Below are 18,930 nucleotides of genomic sequence, written 5' to 3' on the forward strand. Positions count from 1 at the left end.
ATTATTTCGCATGACTTAATGAAACGGCTTTTCGTTTTCTATGGTAGAAAACATAGGATCCAGCAATCAAAATGTACCCAATAATGAAAAATACCCAAGGATCGCCTACTGCTATAGTTGAATACATGGCACCCGTCAAATCGATGACAAATCCGGCATACGCCCATTCCTTAATTCGCGGAAAGCCGGGCATCAGTATCGCTATTACACCTAACAATTTGGCAACGCCAATAAAGGGAAGAAGGTATGCGGGGTACCCTAAATGTTTGAATAAAGCAACTGCTTCAGGGGCGGACATTATATCACCAATAGAACCTAAAAGCATTAATGCTATAAACAGCCCCGTAAAAAACCAGTATCCGATTGTTATTTTCTTCAGAGATACCTTATTTCCTTCTTTGGTTTGGTCATTCCTAATAAGTTTCCGATCTTCTACAGACGTCAAAAGGTTTGCCATGACCTCATTCCTCCAATATCGTTTTTTTAATAATCTTTGGCAGGACTCCTACTTGTCGTCATGGTTCACATCCTTTCTTTGTAGGTCCTGCAGGTAATCGTCCAAGCGGTCGAATCTCTCGTTCCAAATGTGGCGGTAGGACTCTAGCCAGGAATCAAGCTCTTTGAACGGCTCGGCCCTCAGCTTGTAGATCCGTCGATTGGCGATTGCATTCACCTCGACGAGCCCTGCATTACTAAGTACACGAAGATGTTTGGAAGTTTGTGGCTGACTGAGCTCAAGTCGATCGGCAATCTCCCCTACCGTGAGAGGGCCGTTACGTAAGAGTTCGACAATGTGTAGTCGGTTAGGCTCAGCAAGAGCATTCAAAGTTGTTTTCATGAATTCAATATACCTTAAAAGGAATATTCCCGTCAAGGAATATTGAAAATATTTTTTAGCAACGGTTTTCTGATGTTCGATAAAAAAGGATAGAGGACATTAACACCAGGAATTAAAGGTTCTAATGTCCTCTAACAAAAAAGGATTTTATTATTTCCGCTAAGGTTTAAATGTAGAGATTACAGATATCTTGGGGTTATCCGTTATTCAAGAATATGGCCCGTTTGTTGAATAAAAAGACGAACAGGAAGTGCACCTTTCTCCAATCAATACTAAAACTTTTTATACACCTCTGCGTAAGCCACTTTCAATTGCTCTCTAAGTTGTTTGTTATCATCTTCTAATTTCTTGACCTTCCGTTTCAGTGATTCAATAAGAGCATCCTTGTTGCTCTCATTCATTTCTCGCTGGGTAAATGTTGTAGACCGCAAAGTAATAAAGTGGCGTAGATCTATTATTCTGTGTCACTTATGCAAGGGGAATCAGGGTGAAAAACCTTATGAACTTGTTATTTAAACAAAGAAAAAAACGTCATAGAACTCAATCGGTCAACCTGAAACCTAGATCCCTACTCGATAGTAGATTATATCTACTATTCGGCGTGATTAGATGAGATTAATCATAAAAATCAATATTTACATAAACATGATTATAATTCTCACTTTTACGATTTTCTCGACCTACAGCAAATTCTGCTTTTTTATTACTACCATCAACACGAGAATTAATATCTCTATATATGGCGCAATATCCTTCTTTTACATCTATTACACCTCCAACAGAAGTTAGACTGTTTGGGTCATACTCAAACAATTGATATCCAATCCTTTGATTTTTATCCCATGCTGAGTTGTTAATACAAAACATAAAGTCTCCACCAGTGGAATATTTGTAATCAGTGATGTTATCAAAACCAGTATTGGAAGAATATTGTAATATCGCCGAATATCCTACATCGTCCCAACCTCCATTGCCTGCCATTGCTGTTATTTCTCCACTAGCTTTTAATTCATTTATCGGAACGATATCTACTGTGACTTCTTCTTTTGATTCATTTGCAAAAGCTGACGATAAGGGAGCGATAACCACTCCTAACAGGATAAAGAAAAAAAAACTCATTCTTTTCATTTCGCATTCCTCCACTTTTTTAAATTGATATTACCTTTGTCATTATACACCAAAAAACGTATATAATGGTTTTTTATTCCATTTTCATGATTTATGTATTTATTAAAGAACTACACTACATTTAAGTACAATTCTTCACAATCTCTTCTAAACTTTAACAAAGATATTCAATTTCCTTTAAAACTGATACTCAAGAAAATGGCCCTTTAATTGAACAATACATCTTGAGTTTAAGGGTCAAAAGAAAAACCCTATACAGGGTTTTTATCAAACTAAATTTTAAATTATCGAACTTTTTTACAAATTATCAAACTTAATTTTAAATCCACACGAAAATAAAGTTCTAGACTGCCGCTGATTATTCAACTATCGTTATCCGTTAGCGGAACAACGCCTTTTGAAGTTTGTGCCTCGATATTTATTGGGTGTGATAATAGAACTTCTAATGAGATAGCTTAGAGGGGCGGCGTTTGTCCACCCTATAAATTCGTTAAACGTAACCGTTAAGCCAAATCTTTCAGCCATAAGGCAAGCGCTTCGCCAACTTCATCGGGTGCGTCTTCTTGGGGATAGTGGCGGCCTGGCACAGTAACTTCGGTCTGCGATGGCCATGTACGGCAGAAATCGATGTGGGATTGTGGAGTTCTTCCATGTTCTGTATGGATGAATAGTTTTGGAATGGGACTTTGTGCTAACCAATTTCCATAAGCTGTGATAATTTCAGTCACCGCTGAATCGCTATCAAAAGGAAGTTGTCGCGCCCAAGATAACATCGGACGACGCCCCTCGCCTGGTTCGATAAAGGGACGGTGATACTGCACCACCTCTTCCTCCGTCAACTCACGTAAAATATTAACGGGAAGATTGACATTGAGAAAGGAGTTTTGTTCCAGTACCATCTTTTCTCCTTCTGGAGATTGCAATGCCTGAAAGATCTTACGCCCTTGTTCTGAAATCTCGCTCCAGCTACTCGGTTTGATGATCGCTTCCGTATAAACGATGCCTTTGACCGCGTCGGGATGGCGCCTACTCCAGTCGAAACCCAGTGCCGATCCCCAGTCGTGCACCACGAAAGTTACACGCTCGCCAACGCCAAGCTGATCGAGCAGCTCGTCAAGATAGCGGCTGTGTTGGGCAAAGGTGTACGCGCGAGGCCCACTGTCCGGAAGCTTTGCGGAATCACCCATTCCAATGAGATCAGGCGCAATGCAGCGGCCAAACTTCTGGGCATAAGGAATAATGTTACGCCAGAGATAGGAGGATGTTGGATTGCCGTGTAGGAAGACGATCGGGTCACCGCTTCCTTTCTCTACATATGCCATCTCTAACCCGAATACTTGATTTCGCTTTTTCTCATAGGGGAATGCCTCGTTAATCATTTATCATCTCACCTTTCAATTTTATTTGATCATATTTAGAACGCGCGATTTCAATGGCACAAGCAATATCTTGCTCGGTATTCAAATAAACGGATACCCAGCCTGAATCGGGATACATATGATGAGGACTTGCCTTCCCTTCTTCAATCCACCGATCGCGTTCGGATTTCGACAAAAGCAAGTCGAACGAGCGGTTGCCGTGAAGATGCCCGATTTCCGTTTCGTTTAGCTGAAATTCCACCCCTCCGAACCGATGAGGTTGCTTTGTAACGTCAGCCCAAGCTAACAGCTCTTCCGTCAAGTCTGTTCTCCCGTACCTGCTCATCTTACGTCTCCTCCTGCTCGGTCAGATTGCGAAGCACGATTTTCAGCAAGCTTACTAACAAGTCATACTCTTCATCGGTAATACCTTTCCGTGTTTTGTTCTTAACGCGGGCCAGCGCTTCCTGCACCTTAGGTACCACCTCACGTCCCGAGTCCGTCAAATAGAGCAGATGATAGCGGTTGTCGGCGGGATCGGCTTCCCTCCGTACGTAACCTTCTGCTTCCAGCTTGGTAATTGCTTTGGCGGTAGTCGTTTTGTCAATGAGCAGTTTCTTACTTAGCTCCTTCTGAGTGATTGGTTGCTGAAACGCAATCGCCATCAGAAAAATATACTGTCCGCTTCCGATTCGATATGGTGCCAACTCGGCTGAGATCAATACCTGCATGTGTCGGTAGATGGCTGAGATGTATTGACCGTGCGATTCCGCTGCGCCCTTGTCATTCTGCCTCCAATGCTCGCTCACATTATCCCTCCTTTAATAGGATGTTATTGCAACTAATTTCATGATACACCGAATAGAATGTTATTGCAACTAATTTTTGTGAGAATTACCCAGATAGTCAAAAAATATGCTATCGAACGGTCTGGTTTCGTTACACAAAACTGCCCGTTCAATACCGCCGCATGAGTCTAATACTTTATTTTCTCTGTCTAACACTTTATTTCTCAGTCTAATACTTTATTTTTATCGAACACTTTTGACCTTTAGATTTTCGGCTCGTTCGGTATGGCGGCTTGCCGTAAATGGAACAGGAACCTACGGCCTGTAGGCGCTAGCCGTACAGACCGTGGTTTTTTATTAAAAGTCAATATATTTTATTAATGAGTTGATAAAAGAGAAGAATTATATAATGTTGCACATTATATAAGACAACAAAGAAGGATAGATAAAACTTGCTTTATCTATCCTTCTTTGTTCTACATATAACCTCATTTACTACAACAACATTAAGGTTTACTACGATAAAATAAGAAAAAGTTGTTCCATTAAAGCGCCCTTTAATTGAATAATATACATCGTATGTCTAGTTAACTCTAACCTTTGAGTAACGAATTAAAGACCCCTTAAATGTCCTCAATCATTTGTTTAATGCTTAACTTTCTTTGTTAATTGTTCCACGAATGCATCCATTGATCGTATGTTTTATTCTAAAGATTTTAACCTTCCCATCTATTCAATGCTAGGGTCAAGCGCAAGTCTACCATCGATAAAGTCTGTACCACTCCCTAACCCAAAAGCAATTACAGCAAAATTAAAACATGCCTTCACTACAAACCCAACGCAGAAAATTTTTTGTTATTCTTCCTGATTACAATTACTCATTCAATTTTTGCAGTAAATAGTCCAAATCAGCCTCCGTAAACGGTATTGGCTGAAATGAAATAAGCAGCCTAAGCGGCATGCCTTTCAAAAAATTTGTCTGCCTTTCGGAATTTCCCTGAAGACCGAACTTTTCTACAATACTTTCCAACAGTGGTTTTATGATTTCTGCCTGTATCGGGTCGGACATACAATCAAGAAGGGTGGAATTCCTTGTAAATCTCTTTTTAATTACAGTAGTTGATTTGACACGGATGGTTTCCTTAAGGGAAATTTCTTTAGAAGATTTCCCAACCAGAATTTCAAATTCTCCACTTTCCACATACCAGTCCTTAATATCGGTATTGTAATATGCAAAAGCCCTTTTTTCCAGTGTGAATTCTATGGTCTTTTCTTCTCCCGGAGAAAGCTCCACCTTTTCAAAGCCCTTTAACTCTTTGTATGGTCTGATTACACTGCTTTCAACATCTTTTACATACAACTGGACAATTTCCTTTCCGGTTATCGTACCGGTATTCTTCACTTTAACCCTTACAGTCACAAGATCATTATCGTACATTTCCTTTTTATCTACAGAAATCCAGGTATATTCAAAGCTTGTATAGCTCAGTCCAAAACCAAACGGGAACAAAGGCTCAATTTCCATGGCATCATAATACCTGTAACCGATGAATAATCCTTCCCTGTACTCAACCCTTCCTTCGTCCCCTGGAAAGTTTAGAAAAGACGGATTGTCACTGAGCTTCTTAGGGAAGGTTTCTGCAAGCTTTCCACATGGGTTGGCTATTCCGAACAGGATATCTGCAATGGCCCCGCCGGTGGCCTGTCCACCCAAATAAGCCTCAAGGACACCCTTTACACTGTCTAGCCACGGCATCTCAATGGGTGATCCGTTACTAAGTACCACCACGGTATTTTTCTGCACTTCTGCCACTGCTTCGATTAATTTTCTCTGCCCTTCGGGAATTCCAATATGTTTCCTGTCAGTCCCTTCAGATTCATAAGTTTCAGGCAGTCCTGCAAATACAATTGCTACATCAGCCTTCTCAGCAGCTTTCCTGGCTTCTTCTATCAGTTCCATATCCGGTTGATCACTGGAAGATTTTAACGGATGTTTGGAGTACCTGCCTGTCAAATTGTCTTTCCTGTAGCCTTCTGCATAAACAACCTTCATTTCCGGACCGGCAAGCTTTTCAATCTCTTTTAATGGAATATCTATTCTTGTTGGAATTATATAAGAGCTTCCTCCACCTTGATACCTGGGATTTTCTGCAAATGCACCTATGACTGCAAGTGTTCCTTCCTTCCTCAACGGCAGTATATTGTTTTCATTTTTCAGCAGGACCATACTTTCTCTCGCAATGTCCCTTGCCAGATTATGATGAGCCTCCATGTCACGGACGACCTTTTCCTTTTTACTGTCTGCTGCCTTGAATATGACCTTCAACAATCTTTCTACTGCTTTATCAAGTAAATCTTCGGAAAGTGTTCCATTATTTACAGCAGCTATGATCTTTTTGTCCCCTTCCAAGATGCCAGGAGGCATTTCCAACTCCATTCCTGCAGCTAGCCCTTCTGCCCTTTCATTTACAGCACCCCAATCTGAGACCACAATACCGTCATATCCCCATTCCTCTTTTAAAATATCACTCAGTAGGTATTTATTTTCCGAGCAATAGTAACCATTTAGCTTATTGTAGGCACACATTACCGTCCATGGCTGTGACTGCTTTACTGCCCCTTCAAAACTTGCCAGGTAGAGTTCCCTGAGTGTCCTTTCATCAACTTCAACATCTATAAGGAAACGGTTATGCTCCTGGTTATTGGCAGCAAAATGCTTCAGGGATGCTCCTACTCCCTGGCTTTGTATCCCTTTAATATAATTGGCAGCCATCTCGGTAGAGAAATATGGATCCTCAGAAAAGTACTCAAAATTCCGTCCACCCAATGGTGAACGCTTCAGATTTGTTCCAGGACCAAGAAGAATGGCTATGCCCTCTGCCTGACACTCCACACCCAATGCATTTCCTACTCTCTCAATCAGTTTACGGTCCCAGGAGGAAGCTGTATTGACAGCTGGTGGGAAACAAGTGGCCGGAATACTTCTGTTCAATCCCAAATGGTCTGCTGCATTTTCCTGTTTTCTGAGTCCATGCGGTCCGTCCGACAACATAATAGACGGTATTCCAAGCCTCTCGACAGCTTTGGTATGCCAATAGTCAAATCCTGAACACATTCCTGCTTTTTCTTCTAAAGTCATCTGAGAAACAATTGTTTTAATATCTCTGTTCATATCTAACTCTCCTAGAATTAAAGTTATTAAGCTTTAACCATTTTAATTCTCTCATAAAGGCCGATGCATTCATGCTATAAAATACTATGATGACTGCGTTTTTTACCGTTTTTTTATGTAATAGTACCCTCTTAGTCAGTCTGAAAATTTCACTCATTTGCTCGCTCATGAAGTTCTTTTACGATTTGTGGATATTGCTTATCTAGTTTATACAAACCTAGCAACATAATTTGGATAACACTAATAAGGATCGGGAGGTAAATAAATAACACGTAAATAGAGAATAAGGCGGAGTCAGTTTGCACCGCTTCCCCTCCCATATATCCTCCCCAAGCTAATGTCCACCCAATTAACGCTACACCTAACCCTGTACCTACTTTCGAACCCATACTCCCGGCGCTATAAACTAATCCTTCTGTTCTTATACCAGATTTCCATTCTCCATATTCAATCGTATCCGCTAACATTGCAAATTTACTTCCTAAAACTGGCGCTGTTCCAATCCCTCTCATAATAGAACCGATCACTACCATCAACAGGCTATTAGGGTCAAGTACTATAATCAGCGACCCAACTACTGTTAAAATTAATCCGCCTACCATCGAATTTCGTTTTCCAAACTTCTTAATTAATGGAGCAACCATTAACAGTCCAACCAATGTAGGTACTATACTAGCCACTGTTAGTAATCCCACTAATTCTGGAGATCCAAGTATATATTGCGCAAAATATATCGTACTGCCCTGAAATAGAGCCGTTCCTAGATAAGTTGTAAGGAAGAAAACCAAAGCAACAAACCAATATTTATTTTTCAATAAGGCCTTAAGTCCCTTTTTCAAGGGTACTTTACTATTGGGGCCACTTGTTACTGCCGGTTTTACCCTTTCTTTTGTTTTATTAAATGTAATTAGAAATAAAAGGGCTCCTAACGCACCGTAGATGACAAACGTATACACCCACCCGGATTGTCCCCCTCCGAGTAAATTAACAAGCGGCATCGTCACCGTACTGACAATGATTACGCCAATCATCGCAAATATCGTTCTAAAAACGTTTAATAAGGAACGCTGATATTGATCCTGTGTAATTAAAGAATTTAACACCCCATATGGAATGTTTATAGCTGTATACAATAAAGTCAGTAAATTATACGTCAAAACAATATAAACAATTTGCCCCACTTCTCCTATATCTGGAACTGCATACAAAAGCGCTGTAGTAATCGCAAATGGAACCGCTGTCCATAGAATCCAAGGTCGAGCTTTCCCGTGCTTTGATTTTGTTTTATCAATCACCGCCCCCATCACGAGATCTGTAATACCATCAAAGAAGCGTGAAAATAGCATAATGGTTCCAATGATACTCGCACCGATACCAATTACATCCGTATAAAAGAAAACAATAAACATTGACATGGAACTCCAGACAAGGTTACTCGCTAAATCTCCAAAACCATACCCAATTTTTTCTCCTAACTTGATATCTTGAACTAAAGAAGATGATTGTGTAGCAGAAGAAGTTTCATTTGCCTGAACTTGATAGGACATTATTACCCTCCTTTAATTATTTTCTTAACGTACTTAAATAAGAACCTTTACTTAACTTAGCTCTAAAGCTATAGCGCGTCCTGCTACACGTCCAGTAAAAAGACATCCGCCAACAAATGTACCTTCAAGCGCTCGATATCCATGTACCCCACCCCCGCCAAATCCAGAGGCTTCTCCAGCCGAATAGAGACCAGGAACCACATCCCCTGCAGAATTAAGTACCCGTCCAGACATATCGGTTTGTAATCCGCCCAACGTTTTTCGGCTAACAATATTTAAACGAACCGCAATAAGCGGGCCATTTTGGGGATCAAGGATTTTATGCGGAGGAGCGACCCTGATTAATTTATCGCCAATGTAGTTACGGGCCCCGCGGATCGCAGTTATTTGAAGATCCTTCGTGAATTTATTATTTATTTCACGATCCCGTGCTTGTATTTGACGTTCTATATCTGCTAGGTTTAATAAGTTTTCCCCTGTCAAGTTGTTCATTCCCGCTACAAGGTCAGGCAAATTATCCGCAATGATGAAGTCTTCCCCTTTGTCCATAAATGCCTGTACAGGGCCAGGGGCCCCAGGTAAAGCTCTTCCCAAAACTTTCCGAATACTTTTACCCGTAAGATCGGGATTTTGTTCAGAACCAGACAATGCGAATTCTTTTTCAATGATTTTTTGAGTCAAGATAAACCAAGAATAATCGTATCCTGACTTTTGGATCGCCTCTAGTGTACCCAATGTGTCAAAACCGGGAAAATTGGGGATAGGAAAACGCTTTCCTTTTGCATCCAGCCAAACAGATGAAGGTCCTGGCAATATCCTAATGCCATGGTTTTTCCATACAGGGTTCCAATTTTTTATTCCTTCGGTGTAGTGCCACATCCGATCCCGATTCACAATTCGCCCTCCTGCTTCTTCAGTAATAGCGAGCATCCTTCCATCCACGTGTGCAGGTACGCCTGAAATCATTTGTTTCGGAGGCTGCCCAAGCCTGCTGGGCCAATTTTTGCGGATCATATCATGGTTGGCCCCTATACCTCCGCTGGATACTAATACAGCTTGTCCCCGAATTTCAAAGTCCCCTATCACCTCTCTATTGCTATCTTCCCCACGTAGAGCAGAACTTGGCGCAAGAACAGAGCCTCTTACACCAACAATGGCACCATTACTAGTAATAAGATTGTCTACACGGTGACGAGGACGGTACTCGACCAATCCATTTCGTATATGCTCCCGGACTCTTCGTTCAAATGGAGCAACAATACCGGGACCTGTTCCCCAAACAACATGAAATCGTGGAACTGAGTTGCCATGTCCTTCAGCTAGATACCCACCTCTTTCTGCCCACCCTACTACTGGAAAAAAGCGAACCCCCATGTCGTATAACCACTTTCGTTTCTCACCAGCAGCAAAGTCTACATATGCTTCTGCCCATTTGCGCCCCCAATAATCTTCATCTTCATCCCTGTCAAAACCAGCTGCTCCCAGCCAATCTTGCCAAGCCAATTCTTTAGAATCCTTAATTCCCAGCCTTCGCTGCTCGGGTGAATTGACTAGAAATAAACCGCCGAAAGACCACCACGCTTGTCCCCCTAAAGAGGATTCTGGTTCTTGATCAAGAAGCAATACTTTTTTACCAGCATCTGCAATTTCCGCTGTTGCTACTAGACCGGCAAGCCCCGCCCCAACTACGATTACATCGTACTCCATAATACATCCCCTATTCTGTAACTAATGTCTTTATTTCTTCTATTACATTATTCTTAAATATAACTAAATACTGAAAATTGCTAATTATCTTTAATGTATTTGTAAAATTCAGATAATATAATGTCGGTTTCATACCAAACATAATCAAAAGATCAGTTTGTCCAAGCAATGATGATCAATTCTTGCCTAGAACCCCTAAATTCTATATTTCTAATAAATGGTTGTTTCTGGAAGTAACCTTGTTCAAATAAGATACTTTCTTGAGCCAATCTGTCTATATTTGCTGAAATTGCAAAAGAACTCCTCATGCATGCTAATGTATCCCATCTTTAGGAATCTGTTGTAATTAAAAGATATTAGGTTGTTTCATGCTTCGCACCCTTATTATATAAGTCCAAAGAAATTACTATCATTTGTTATCTAAATAGTATTTATTTTCAGACTGTAATTATGTTATTATTTATTGAAATTTAGTATTTTTTATTGTTCTATTAAAAAAATGTAATCGCATTCATTTTTTGTTATCGGGTTCATGAAAAACAGTTCAAAAAACAGTATTCGAGCAGGTAAAAAGTTCACCCTATATAGGACAACAAAATCCATTTCAAAGTTGAGAGGTCAATTATATGAATATATCTTCCAAATTTGTTGATATTGAATACATCTGTAATCTGTTATTCCAGATATCCAACATGTCTGTATTTTTCTTAGACAGAAATGGAGATATCGTGCTTGAATATACATCTGTCTATGTCCCTAATCCTTTTTATTCTTCCCGGAAGGAACAATTTGGCGAGCTATATCATAAGGATGACCCTCATAATTTTCCAATTTTCAGATCATCTGACTATCAGGAAAACTATATTTCTATTTGTTTTAGGGAGGAAAATAACCTTCAAGGAACAATTATCGTCGGGCCTTCTATTTACTCAGAACTATCTGAAGAAATGATCAATGGGGTTATGAACGATTTTCATTTGTTCAGGAATAAGAAAGAGGAGATTACCTACTACTACCAGTCGATGCCAATCATTAATAAAGTTAAGTTAATGAATATAGGTATACTGCTTTACTATACACTCTATAATAAGAAGTTGGACATAGATGCTGTACGCAAAAAGAACAACCAGTTAAGATATACTACCCTCCAAGTTGAGAATGTCGATTTAAATATTTCAAAGCGACTCCAAAATATCACTTCTCGTCAGGATCCTATAATGGTAAATAAGTTACTTCAAGGTGTAAAAGAAGGTCGCAAAGAGGAGGTAATCAAGTATTTGGATGCCCTTCCCCAAGAAAAGTTTGGTGTCTTATCAAAAACCAGTCATATAAGAAGCCAAAAAAATTTATTAATTGCGGGTATTACCCTTGCTACCAGATTCGCTGTGGAAGGTGGCCTTCATCCAGAAGTTGCTTATACCCTCAGTGATCTATACATTCAAAACCTTGAAAAATTAAATGACATAAAAGCTATTGAAAGTTTAAGAGACGAGGTTTTTTGTTCTTTTGCAGACCGGGTGTACAAAGTCAGGGAACAAAAATACTCAAAGTCTATCACGACCTGTCAAAACTATATTTTTAAACATCTTTACGAAGAAATTACTCTATCGCAACTCTCTAACCTTGTAGATATGAATCCAAGTTATTTGTCTGTATTATTTAAAAAGGAAGTTGGCACCTCTTTAAGTGAATATATCCAACGGGCAAAAATTGAAGAGGCCAAGAATTTATTAACCTTAACGAACTATTCCTTATCAGATATTTGTTCATGGTTAAATTTTAATGACCAAAGTTATTTCACCAAGATTTTTAAAAAGTTTACAGGAGTTACTCCAAAACACTTCCGAAACAAGCACACCGTTTCGTAGTACGCTTTCCGATTTGCTGGCGAGACCCCTCTATAAGAGAATAAAGGTTTTACTCAATGGCAATGTAGTATGATACTTTGGAAAGTTCATATTGATCCTAATAATTTTACCCCCTGTGATTTTGGCGTTTTATAGGACTTAGGAAAAATGAATAAAAATTTCATTCCTTCTTCCACCATTAACCTGCCTTTTATCTCAATAAGCCTTATTCAATTAACTGGCCCGATTGCGGAAGATCAATTAATACTTAAGAGGCTTACCAGTTATTCCTGATAAGCCCCTGATAGTTGAAGATAGTGTGTCATAATGGTAAGTACAGATTTTCAATAACTATGTAGTAGGTTCTTCATTTTACTTTCGAGCTCTTTATTTTCTCCAAGTTATACCAATGTAAATTTCCTACCCTATTCTTGAGGTAAGCAATATTGACAAAAAAACTGACCCATGGCAAGTAGGTCAGTCAAGATTCATTAACTACTTTATGCTCTCCATGCAAACTAGCAGATAATGAAGATTTTTATTTTATAATAAATTGTTACCTTCAAGCAAGGTTGGATTTCGCATGGGATCTGCGGTTTATACTGTAAGGCTCCTTTTCTTATTCCATTAAAGCCCCCTTTAATAGAATAACTACTACAATATGGCCTCTGTCCTAAAATTGCGTTCGTTCAAAATCGAAATTACGATTTTATTTGTTTCTCAATAAGGAGCAGTAACTTTCTTTGTGCTTCTTTACTACGAATAATTTTTCTAACTCGAATTGTACTTTGCAAATAACGTCTTATGCGTTTATTTACAAAAAACAAACGATGATATTTTTCATCTTCGAATATCTTATTAAACCAATCGTGTTGATTTAACCGTTCAATATTTTGATCAATTTTTTTCGTGTTTAAAGTGTCACTATATCCAATGCTGCCGAATAATCCTGCAATTAATTCAAATATAATACTAAACATAGTTCACCGTTATCTCCTCTAAGTATCGTACCCTAATTATAACTCATCTTTATTCAATTAACTTGCCAGCTAGTTACATAAAGAAAATGCTGCCTTAAAGGCAGCTCCAATCTTCAGCTAAAGCCCCCGATTGTTGAATAAAGGACACGATCCACTATTTGTGTATTGCGCCCGATAATGGAAGATCGTTCTCCAATATCTGTGATGAGCAGATATTGGAGAAACGCCCCCCGATTATGGAATTATGATGTTCCACCGCATGAAATGAATTTTAGTTTACTAGAATTTACTGAAGAGCTTTTTCAGTTTTGTCAAATTTAAACTTAAATCCTTCCCTTTCTAAACTTTCGGGAATGACCCACAAATTCTTAACATCATTGTTGTTATCACCTTAAAAAGGGAATAATTTTTTTGATCAGGTAGATACTGAAAAAAGAATATATTACTTGAAGGGAGAAATAAACTTTGAAAAGAAAAAAATACTTACTTTTACTAATGTCTTCTGTTTTATCCCTAGGATTTCTATTTGGATGTAATGGCGTTGATGAAGATGAACCAGATCCAACTGAAGAACATTCTGAAGAACAAAACCAAGAAAACGAGTAGTAAATTATTAAAAAGATCAATCATAGTAATTCAAATGCATATAACCAGGAATAAGACCCTTTGTTATGTCGTCCTATTTTATATTAGGATTTGTAAAATAATCAAAAGGATCACTCCCTTACAGTTGCAACCTAATTAAATGTATAAACTGTAAGTGTACTGATTATATTTTTAAAAATTTTTACTTTAGGAGTGATAAGAATGATTAGGGGATTTTATCTTACATTGGAATTATTGATTTTCCCTTTATTATTTGGCTGAAAAGTTAATGATACAAACGAAGCACGTAACGGTAACGAAAACAACAAAATTTGTGATGTTCAGTATGATCAGAAAGGAGTTTTTCATACACATCATGATTGAAATTATAAAAGGTATTATTGGAACAATAAACCAAATGATCGTGGCATTAGTTGAATTTGATTATGAAGAGGCTTTAGAAGAAATGAAAAAAAATAATTAAGCGTTTAAACATGAAATCCCCCTTATTTCAACCGAAACTATGAAATAAGGGGGTTCGCCTTTTTGGTTAATTGTTACTCAAATAACATATAATGCACATGGTTCAATGCTAATTCGTGCAGGAGTTTGGCCAATCACTTCCCCATCCCCATGAATCATCAGTGGAGTTGGGGAATATATTTCAAGCTCTTTTCCTTTAATTATCTTAATAGAAGGAGAGGATGTATGATTTCCCTTAAAAACTAATGGAAATATACTTAAAAATTCCCACTTAGACATTCCTTGAACAATACATATATCAAATAAACCATCATCGCTTACAGCCTTTGGGCAAATAACAAATCCTCCACCGTAAAAAGGTAGATTGGCTACAGCGATTAACCACACCTTTTGAAATTTGTATAGCTTTTTATCAATCATTATAGAAATATCCATTGGTTTGTATTGGAATAACACCTTAATTGCACTAATGATGTATGAAATATGACCCAGCCGGATTAAATTAAGTAATTTCTTATATATTGAAGCATTCGTCACATGAGCTACTTCACCGTCAAATCCTATTCCTGCTACTGTACAAAAGTATGTGGAATTTAAAAATCCGATATCGATGATTTTTGGTTTCCCACTTAATATACGTTCTAACGCTTTATCATGTTTTAATGGAATACCTAGTCCTCTTGAAAAATCATTTCCTGAGCCAGCAGGAATAACCCCTAAAGGTGTATTCGTACCGACTAATCCATTAATCACTTCATGGATAGTCCCATCGCCACCTACCGCAACAATTACAGTCACTTTTTCCTTGCTGATAAGTTCTTGAACTAATAAAGTGGCGTGTTTTGGTTTTTGTGTAAAATGAACACAGTAATAAACGTTTTTTTCTTGAAGCTTTTTTTCAATTTGATACCAAATTTTAAGAGCTCTGCCATTACCCGAAACTTTATTAACAATAAAACAATACAAACATCTCACCTATTCATAAATTTTTAACAATATAGCCAATTTTACTTGTAAATATACAAGCATCATAAGGCGTTCTTAGTTTAAAGTTGAACTAAAAACATGAAGATGCTGGGGCAATACGTTAAAATGAAGGCTTTTTACATCAGCCTTTTCGCCATCAAGATTGAGAGTGATGGCCTCTGGAATCGTAAAGCAACCCGATTTTATTTTAGTATGCTGTATCATTGATGGATTGTCAGTTATGTTGAGCATTTTTGCAAGTAATGAAAACAACAAATGTAATCGATTGGTTTTTATACAGGTGAGAAGATGAAAATAACCATCATTATGTGTGGAATTCTTAATAAGATGTTCGAAAGGGCCAACAGAGTGTCCATTCATGATTAAAAATAATGAGAGATTAGAAATTATTTCTTTATTGGGAACATCAACTGAAATAGAATCAGATTGTTTTGTCAAAAAAAATGTTTTAAGAAAATAAAGGCAATAGGCCCATTCACCAAAAAAGGATTTTAGCAAAGGAGAAGTTCTATGGGTAATATCCACCAACCAACCCGCTGCTGCAATGTTAGCAAAGTATCTGTTTCCAAATTTTCCGATGTCAATTGGGTTTGTATTACCTCTTTCAATAATTGAAAGAGCTTGTAAATTGCAAGACATACCTATGTATTTTGCAAATTCATTACTCGTTCCAAATGGGAATACCCCTACAGTGGGTCTGTATTCTTCTTCTGCTAAAAATTGAATTGATTGGTTTACAGTGCCGTCTCCTCCGGCAATAAAGATCGCGTCCCATCTGTTTTGGCATGCTTTTTTAATGGGATTATCGCAGTTTTTAAACTCCGTTGGATGATGAATCGTTAACTGGTAACCTATTTCTGAAAGTTTTTTTACTATCATTGGAAAGGCTTTATGAGATTTCTTTTTTCCGGAATTTGGGTTATAAACCATTAATGCCTGTTTGTTTATTGTATTCAAGTCAAATCCTCCGATTCAAATGACCTTCTTAAACATTATAACCACAATATTATTTTTCTATTTTTCACATCAAAGTACGTTTCTTTTTCAGATAAATTTTTTCCATATTTATCAAAAAAGCGAATAGAAAGGTAATCGTTGGAAAAATTATAATATAATATCGATGAGAAACTAGGTGATACGAGTTGAAAGCTTTGCAGTTCGATTATAAAATGCCCCAATATGTCTTAAGCAAAATAATCGGAAGTTTTATTCCTTCTGTTTATTGGAATTCTCGGCTATCCTGTTTACGATTTCACGAACAATCAGAGCCGGAGCTTCCGAATGAAAATTGGGTTAAAGTAAAGGTGAAATATGGTGGTATTTGTGGCAGTGATCTTAATCTTCTATTTTTAAATGATAGTCCTGCTACTTCGCCATTTGTTTCATTTCCATTCACAATCGGCCATGAAATTGTAGGGGAAATTGCAGAAGTAGGTTCACAAGCTACTGAATTAAATAGGGGAGATCGAGTTGTTATAGACCCGATTTTGTCATGTGAATCGAGAGGTATAGAACATCCTTGTCCCGCATGCCTTAAGGGTAATTTAAGTTTGTGTGTATATAAAACTAAAGGAGACCTGTCACCAGGTTTGTTAATAGGAGCTTGTCGTGACACAGGTGGCGGATGGAGTTCGTATATAGTGGCTCACAAAAGCCAAGTATTTAAACTCCCTGCAGCTGTTAATGATTTGAACGGCGTGATGATAGAGCCTTTTAGCTGCGCTTTACATAGTGTTTTAAGGAATCCACCAAGTAAAAACGACACCGTATTGGTCATAGGAGGAGGAGTGATTGGAATATGTGTCATTGCAGCTATTCGAGCACTGGAAATCCCGTGCAGAATTGTTGCATTGGTGAAACATCATTTTCAAGCTGAGTTGGCATCCAATTATGGGGCGAACAATATTATCCAGCTTAGAAAACAAACTTATGTCGATGACCTAACAAAAATTCTTAAAGGGCAGGTATTAAAACCCCTTTTTGGTCCTGAAGTAATTCAAGGAGGTGCAGATATTGTCTTTGAATGTGTTGGAAAAAAAACAGAGTATCAATGATGCACTTCGATTCTCTAAAAACGGTGGAAAAGTTGTTCTGCTAGGTCTAGCCGGTATAATGGACGGAATTGATTGGACGACAGTTTGGCTTAATGAGTTAGATGTCAAAGGAAGCTTTGCTTATAGTACGGAGGTGTTTCAAGGAAAAAGAACACGAACGTTTGACATAGCGATTGAATTAATGCGTGCTGGAAAAGTCGATCTATCACCATTGGTTACGCACAGATTTCCAATAGAAGATTACCGAAATGCTCTTGGTACTGCTTCAAATAAGAAAAATCGTACAGCAATCAAAGTGGTTTTTGAACCGTAACAATATAGAAATTAGGAGGAAGACAAAAATGAAGAACTTTACAATAACAGGTGCCGAAAAAACTCCTTTTTTAACATGGTATTTGGAAGGATTAAAGGAAAAATTTTCAACTGAAGGATACGAGTTTTGTGAAGAACCAGTTAATGATATTAGGATTGTATTTAATGTGATTGACCATGAAAAACCACGTCCGTATCGTAGAAAAGCACAGGCGACTTTTGTTGTATCTGTACTAGAGAAGATTGAAGAACCGGAGAATATATTTGAAGTTGCTTATCCGTATCTAATTAGATCTTTAGCGAACCATTTAATTTTCATCGTACACAATAAGGAAAAAACAGATGTTTATTTTATTACTCCTGAACAAGGATTTTACAAACTAAGTTATCAAAGTGAAGAAAAAGAAGACTTTTTTCAAAAGATTTATGAAAGATTGGAACCGGTCGCATCTGCTCAATTAGTCATTGACAATCATTTTGTGGATGATTTGGATCAAAATTTATGGAATGGAAACGAAATCACACACAAAATGTATTTATCAGGAAAAAAGTTAGATGAAATGAATTTACTACCTGCACCCTTTCCACTTGAAAAATATTTATCATCTCGTGATATGCGTCAGTTAAAAAAGTTATACGGGGTAGGCGGTCTTAGCTATGGGAATCTAAGCAGCCGACACGATGATAAAAGCTTTTGGATGAGCGCTAGCGGTGTCAACAAAGCTAATATGCGAGTAATTGGCCAAGATATTTTATATATCAATGGGTTTGATCCGAAAAAAAATGCGATGGAAATAAGTGTTCCTCCTCGTATTTCTCCGAAAAGAGCGTCGGTTGATGCGATTGAACATTGGATGATTTATAAAGAACATCCAAACGTGGGGGCAATTGTTCATATTCATGCATGGATAGATGGTGTAAAAGCAACGGAAATTAACTACCCTTGCGGTACGATTCAATTGGCGGAAACTGTAGCAGCACTAGTACGAAATGCCAATGATCCATCTAGGGCAATCATCGGACTTAAGAATCACGGGCTAACAATTACAGGTCGTGATTTAGGTGACATCTTTGAACGTATTGAAGGACAAGTCATGTCCCAGGTGCCAGGTGCATAAAAAGGTGTGATTTAGAGTTAACACAT

The 18,930-nt window shown here is 38.1% G+C and carries 16 protein-coding genes and 2 pseudogenes; 5 read left to right on the forward strand and 13 right to left on the reverse strand.

The window, feature by feature from the left end; translation table 11 throughout:
* Position 1 precedes the first annotated feature (1 nt).
* From QFZ72_RS17380 to QFZ72_RS17425, 10 genes and pseudogenes are all read right to left on the reverse strand, one after another.
* The gene (locus QFZ72_RS17380; RefSeq protein WP_307435618.1) at positions 2-457 is read right to left on the reverse strand and encodes a DoxX family protein; all 456 of its coding nucleotides are present in this window, start codon (positions 455-457) and stop codon (positions 2-4) included.
* A gap of 48 nt (positions 458-505) precedes the next feature.
* Positions 506-838, reverse strand: a complete 333-nt coding sequence (locus QFZ72_RS17385; protein ID WP_307435297.1) for an ArsR/SmtB family transcription factor — start codon at positions 836-838, stop codon at positions 506-508.
* A 272-nt stretch (positions 839-1,110) separates the two neighbouring features.
* A pseudogene (locus QFZ72_RS17390) lies at positions 1,111-1,248 on the reverse strand (DUF6262 family protein); the annotation flags it as partial.
* A gap of 205 nt (positions 1,249-1,453) precedes the next feature.
* Positions 1,454-1,966 carry a hypothetical protein gene (locus QFZ72_RS17395; protein WP_307435621.1) on the reverse strand — a complete coding sequence of 171 codons (513 nt, stop codon included), beginning with the start codon at positions 1,964-1,966 and terminating at the stop codon, positions 1,454-1,456.
* Between the two features lie 503 nt (positions 1,967-2,469).
* Positions 2,470-3,345, reverse strand: coding sequence for a haloalkane dehalogenase (locus tag QFZ72_RS17400; RefSeq protein ID WP_307435623.1), 876 nt, complete (start codon positions 3,343-3,345; stop codon positions 2,470-2,472).
* On the reverse strand, positions 3,338-3,670 hold the full coding sequence (locus QFZ72_RS17405) for a luciferase domain-containing protein (protein ID WP_307435626.1): 333 nt from the start codon (positions 3,668-3,670) through the stop codon (positions 3,338-3,340). Before QFZ72_RS17405 ends, QFZ72_RS17400 begins: the two co-directional genes overlap by 8 nt.
* A gap of 1 nt (position 3,671) precedes the next feature.
* Entirely contained in the window at positions 3,672-4,133 is a 462-nt protein-coding gene (locus QFZ72_RS17410) for a MarR family winged helix-turn-helix transcriptional regulator (RefSeq protein ID WP_307435629.1), read from the reverse strand.
* 853 nt (positions 4,134-4,986) lie between these two features.
* Positions 4,987-7,284, reverse strand: coding sequence for a beta-glucosidase (locus tag QFZ72_RS17415; protein WP_307435632.1), 2,298 nt, complete (start codon positions 7,282-7,284; stop codon positions 4,987-4,989).
* 149 nt (positions 7,285-7,433) lie between these two features.
* On the reverse strand, positions 7,434-8,831 hold the full coding sequence (locus QFZ72_RS17420) for an MFS transporter (RefSeq protein ID WP_307435635.1): 1,398 nt from the start codon (positions 8,829-8,831) through the stop codon (positions 7,434-7,436).
* Between the two features lie 51 nt (positions 8,832-8,882).
* A complete protein-coding gene (locus tag QFZ72_RS17425; protein WP_307435638.1) occupies positions 8,883-10,538 on the reverse strand; it encodes an FAD-binding dehydrogenase in 1,656 nt (551 codons plus the stop codon).
* 728 nt (positions 10,539-11,266) lie between these two features.
* Here QFZ72_RS17425 and QFZ72_RS17430 point away from each other — a divergent pair.
* Positions 11,267-12,406 (forward strand): helix-turn-helix domain-containing protein, encoded by a 1,140-nt coding sequence (locus tag QFZ72_RS17430; protein WP_307435640.1) that lies wholly within the window; start codon positions 11,267-11,269, stop codon positions 12,404-12,406.
* Between the two features lie 680 nt (positions 12,407-13,086).
* Here the strand turns inward: QFZ72_RS17430 and QFZ72_RS17435 are convergent.
* Positions 13,087-13,365 carry a hypothetical protein gene (locus QFZ72_RS17435; RefSeq protein WP_307435643.1) on the reverse strand — a complete coding sequence of 93 codons (279 nt, stop codon included), beginning with the start codon at positions 13,363-13,365 and terminating at the stop codon, positions 13,087-13,089.
* A gap of 465 nt (positions 13,366-13,830) precedes the next feature.
* Between QFZ72_RS17435 and QFZ72_RS17440 the strand changes: the two genes are divergently transcribed.
* Together QFZ72_RS17440 and QFZ72_RS17445 are read left to right on the forward strand one after the other, a co-directional pair.
* The gene (locus tag QFZ72_RS17440) at positions 13,831-13,971 is read left to right on the forward strand and encodes a hypothetical protein (protein ID WP_307435646.1); all 141 of its coding nucleotides are present in this window, start codon (positions 13,831-13,833) and stop codon (positions 13,969-13,971) included.
* Between the two features lie 268 nt (positions 13,972-14,239).
* Entirely contained in the window at positions 14,240-14,434 is a 195-nt protein-coding gene (locus tag QFZ72_RS17445) for a hypothetical protein (RefSeq protein WP_307435648.1), read from the forward strand.
* Between the two features lie 77 nt (positions 14,435-14,511).
* On the opposite strand, the gene QFZ72_RS17450 is transcribed toward QFZ72_RS17445, so the two are convergent.
* The gene (locus tag QFZ72_RS17450) at positions 14,512-15,399 is read right to left on the reverse strand and encodes a diacylglycerol/lipid kinase family protein (RefSeq protein ID WP_307435651.1); all 888 of its coding nucleotides are present in this window, start codon (positions 15,397-15,399) and stop codon (positions 14,512-14,514) included.
* A gap of 75 nt (positions 15,400-15,474) precedes the next feature.
* Positions 15,475-16,377: a diacylglycerol/lipid kinase family protein gene (locus QFZ72_RS17455; RefSeq protein ID WP_307435654.1), complete on the reverse strand. Its 903-nt coding sequence runs from the start codon at positions 16,375-16,377 to the stop codon at positions 15,475-15,477.
* A gap of 185 nt (positions 16,378-16,562) precedes the next feature.
* Here QFZ72_RS17455 and QFZ72_RS17460 point away from each other — a divergent pair.
* Positions 16,563-17,787: pseudogene (locus QFZ72_RS17460) on the forward strand (zinc-dependent alcohol dehydrogenase).
* 28 nt (positions 17,788-17,815) lie between these two features.
* Positions 17,816-18,904, forward strand: coding sequence for a class II aldolase/adducin family protein (locus tag QFZ72_RS17465; RefSeq protein ID WP_307435657.1), 1,089 nt, complete (start codon positions 17,816-17,818; stop codon positions 18,902-18,904).
* The last annotated feature ends 26 nt before the right edge of the window (positions 18,905-18,930 follow it).

The sequence above is a fragment of the Bacillus sp. V2I10 genome (assembly GCF_030817055.1).
In the GTDB taxonomy this organism is placed as follows: domain Bacteria; phylum Bacillota; class Bacilli; order Bacillales; family Bacillaceae; genus Bacillus_P.

What these genes read in the sequence shown, in the direction of transcription:
- QFZ72_RS17380 (WP_307435618.1), bottom strand. Translation starts at nt 457, where the DNA reads ATGGCAAACCTTTTGACGTCTGTAGAAGATCGGAAACTTATTAGGAAT.
- QFZ72_RS17385 (WP_307435297.1), bottom strand. Translation starts at nt 838, where the DNA reads ATGAAAACAACTTTGAATGCTCTTGCTGAGCCTAACCGACTACACATT.
- QFZ72_RS17395 (WP_307435621.1), bottom strand. Translation starts at nt 1,966, where the DNA reads ATGAAAAGAATGAGTTTTTTTTTCTTTATCCTGTTAGGAGTGGTTATC.
- QFZ72_RS17400 (WP_307435623.1), bottom strand. Translation starts at nt 3,345, where the DNA reads ATGATTAACGAGGCATTCCCCTATGAGAAAAAGCGAAATCAAGTATTC.
- QFZ72_RS17405 (WP_307435626.1), bottom strand. Translation starts at nt 3,670, where the DNA reads ATGAGCAGGTACGGGAGAACAGACTTGACGGAAGAGCTGTTAGCTTGG.
- QFZ72_RS17415 (WP_307435632.1), bottom strand. Translation starts at nt 7,284, where the DNA reads ATGAACAGAGATATTAAAACAATTGTTTCTCAGATGACTTTAGAAGAA.
- QFZ72_RS17420 (WP_307435635.1), bottom strand. Translation starts at nt 8,831, where the DNA reads ATGTCCTATCAAGTTCAGGCAAATGAAACTTCTTCTGCTACACAATCA.
- QFZ72_RS17425 (WP_307435638.1), bottom strand. Translation starts at nt 10,538, where the DNA reads ATGGAGTACGATGTAATCGTAGTTGGGGCGGGGCTTGCCGGTCTAGTA.
- QFZ72_RS17435 (WP_307435643.1), bottom strand. Translation starts at nt 13,365, where the DNA reads ATGTTTAGTATTATATTTGAATTAATTGCAGGATTATTCGGCAGCATT.
- QFZ72_RS17445 (WP_307435648.1), top strand. Translation starts at nt 14,240, where the DNA reads ATGATACAAACGAAGCACGTAACGGTAACGAAAACAACAAAATTTGTG.
- QFZ72_RS17465 (WP_307435657.1), top strand. Translation starts at nt 17,816, where the DNA reads ATGAAGAACTTTACAATAACAGGTGCCGAAAAAACTCCTTTTTTAACA.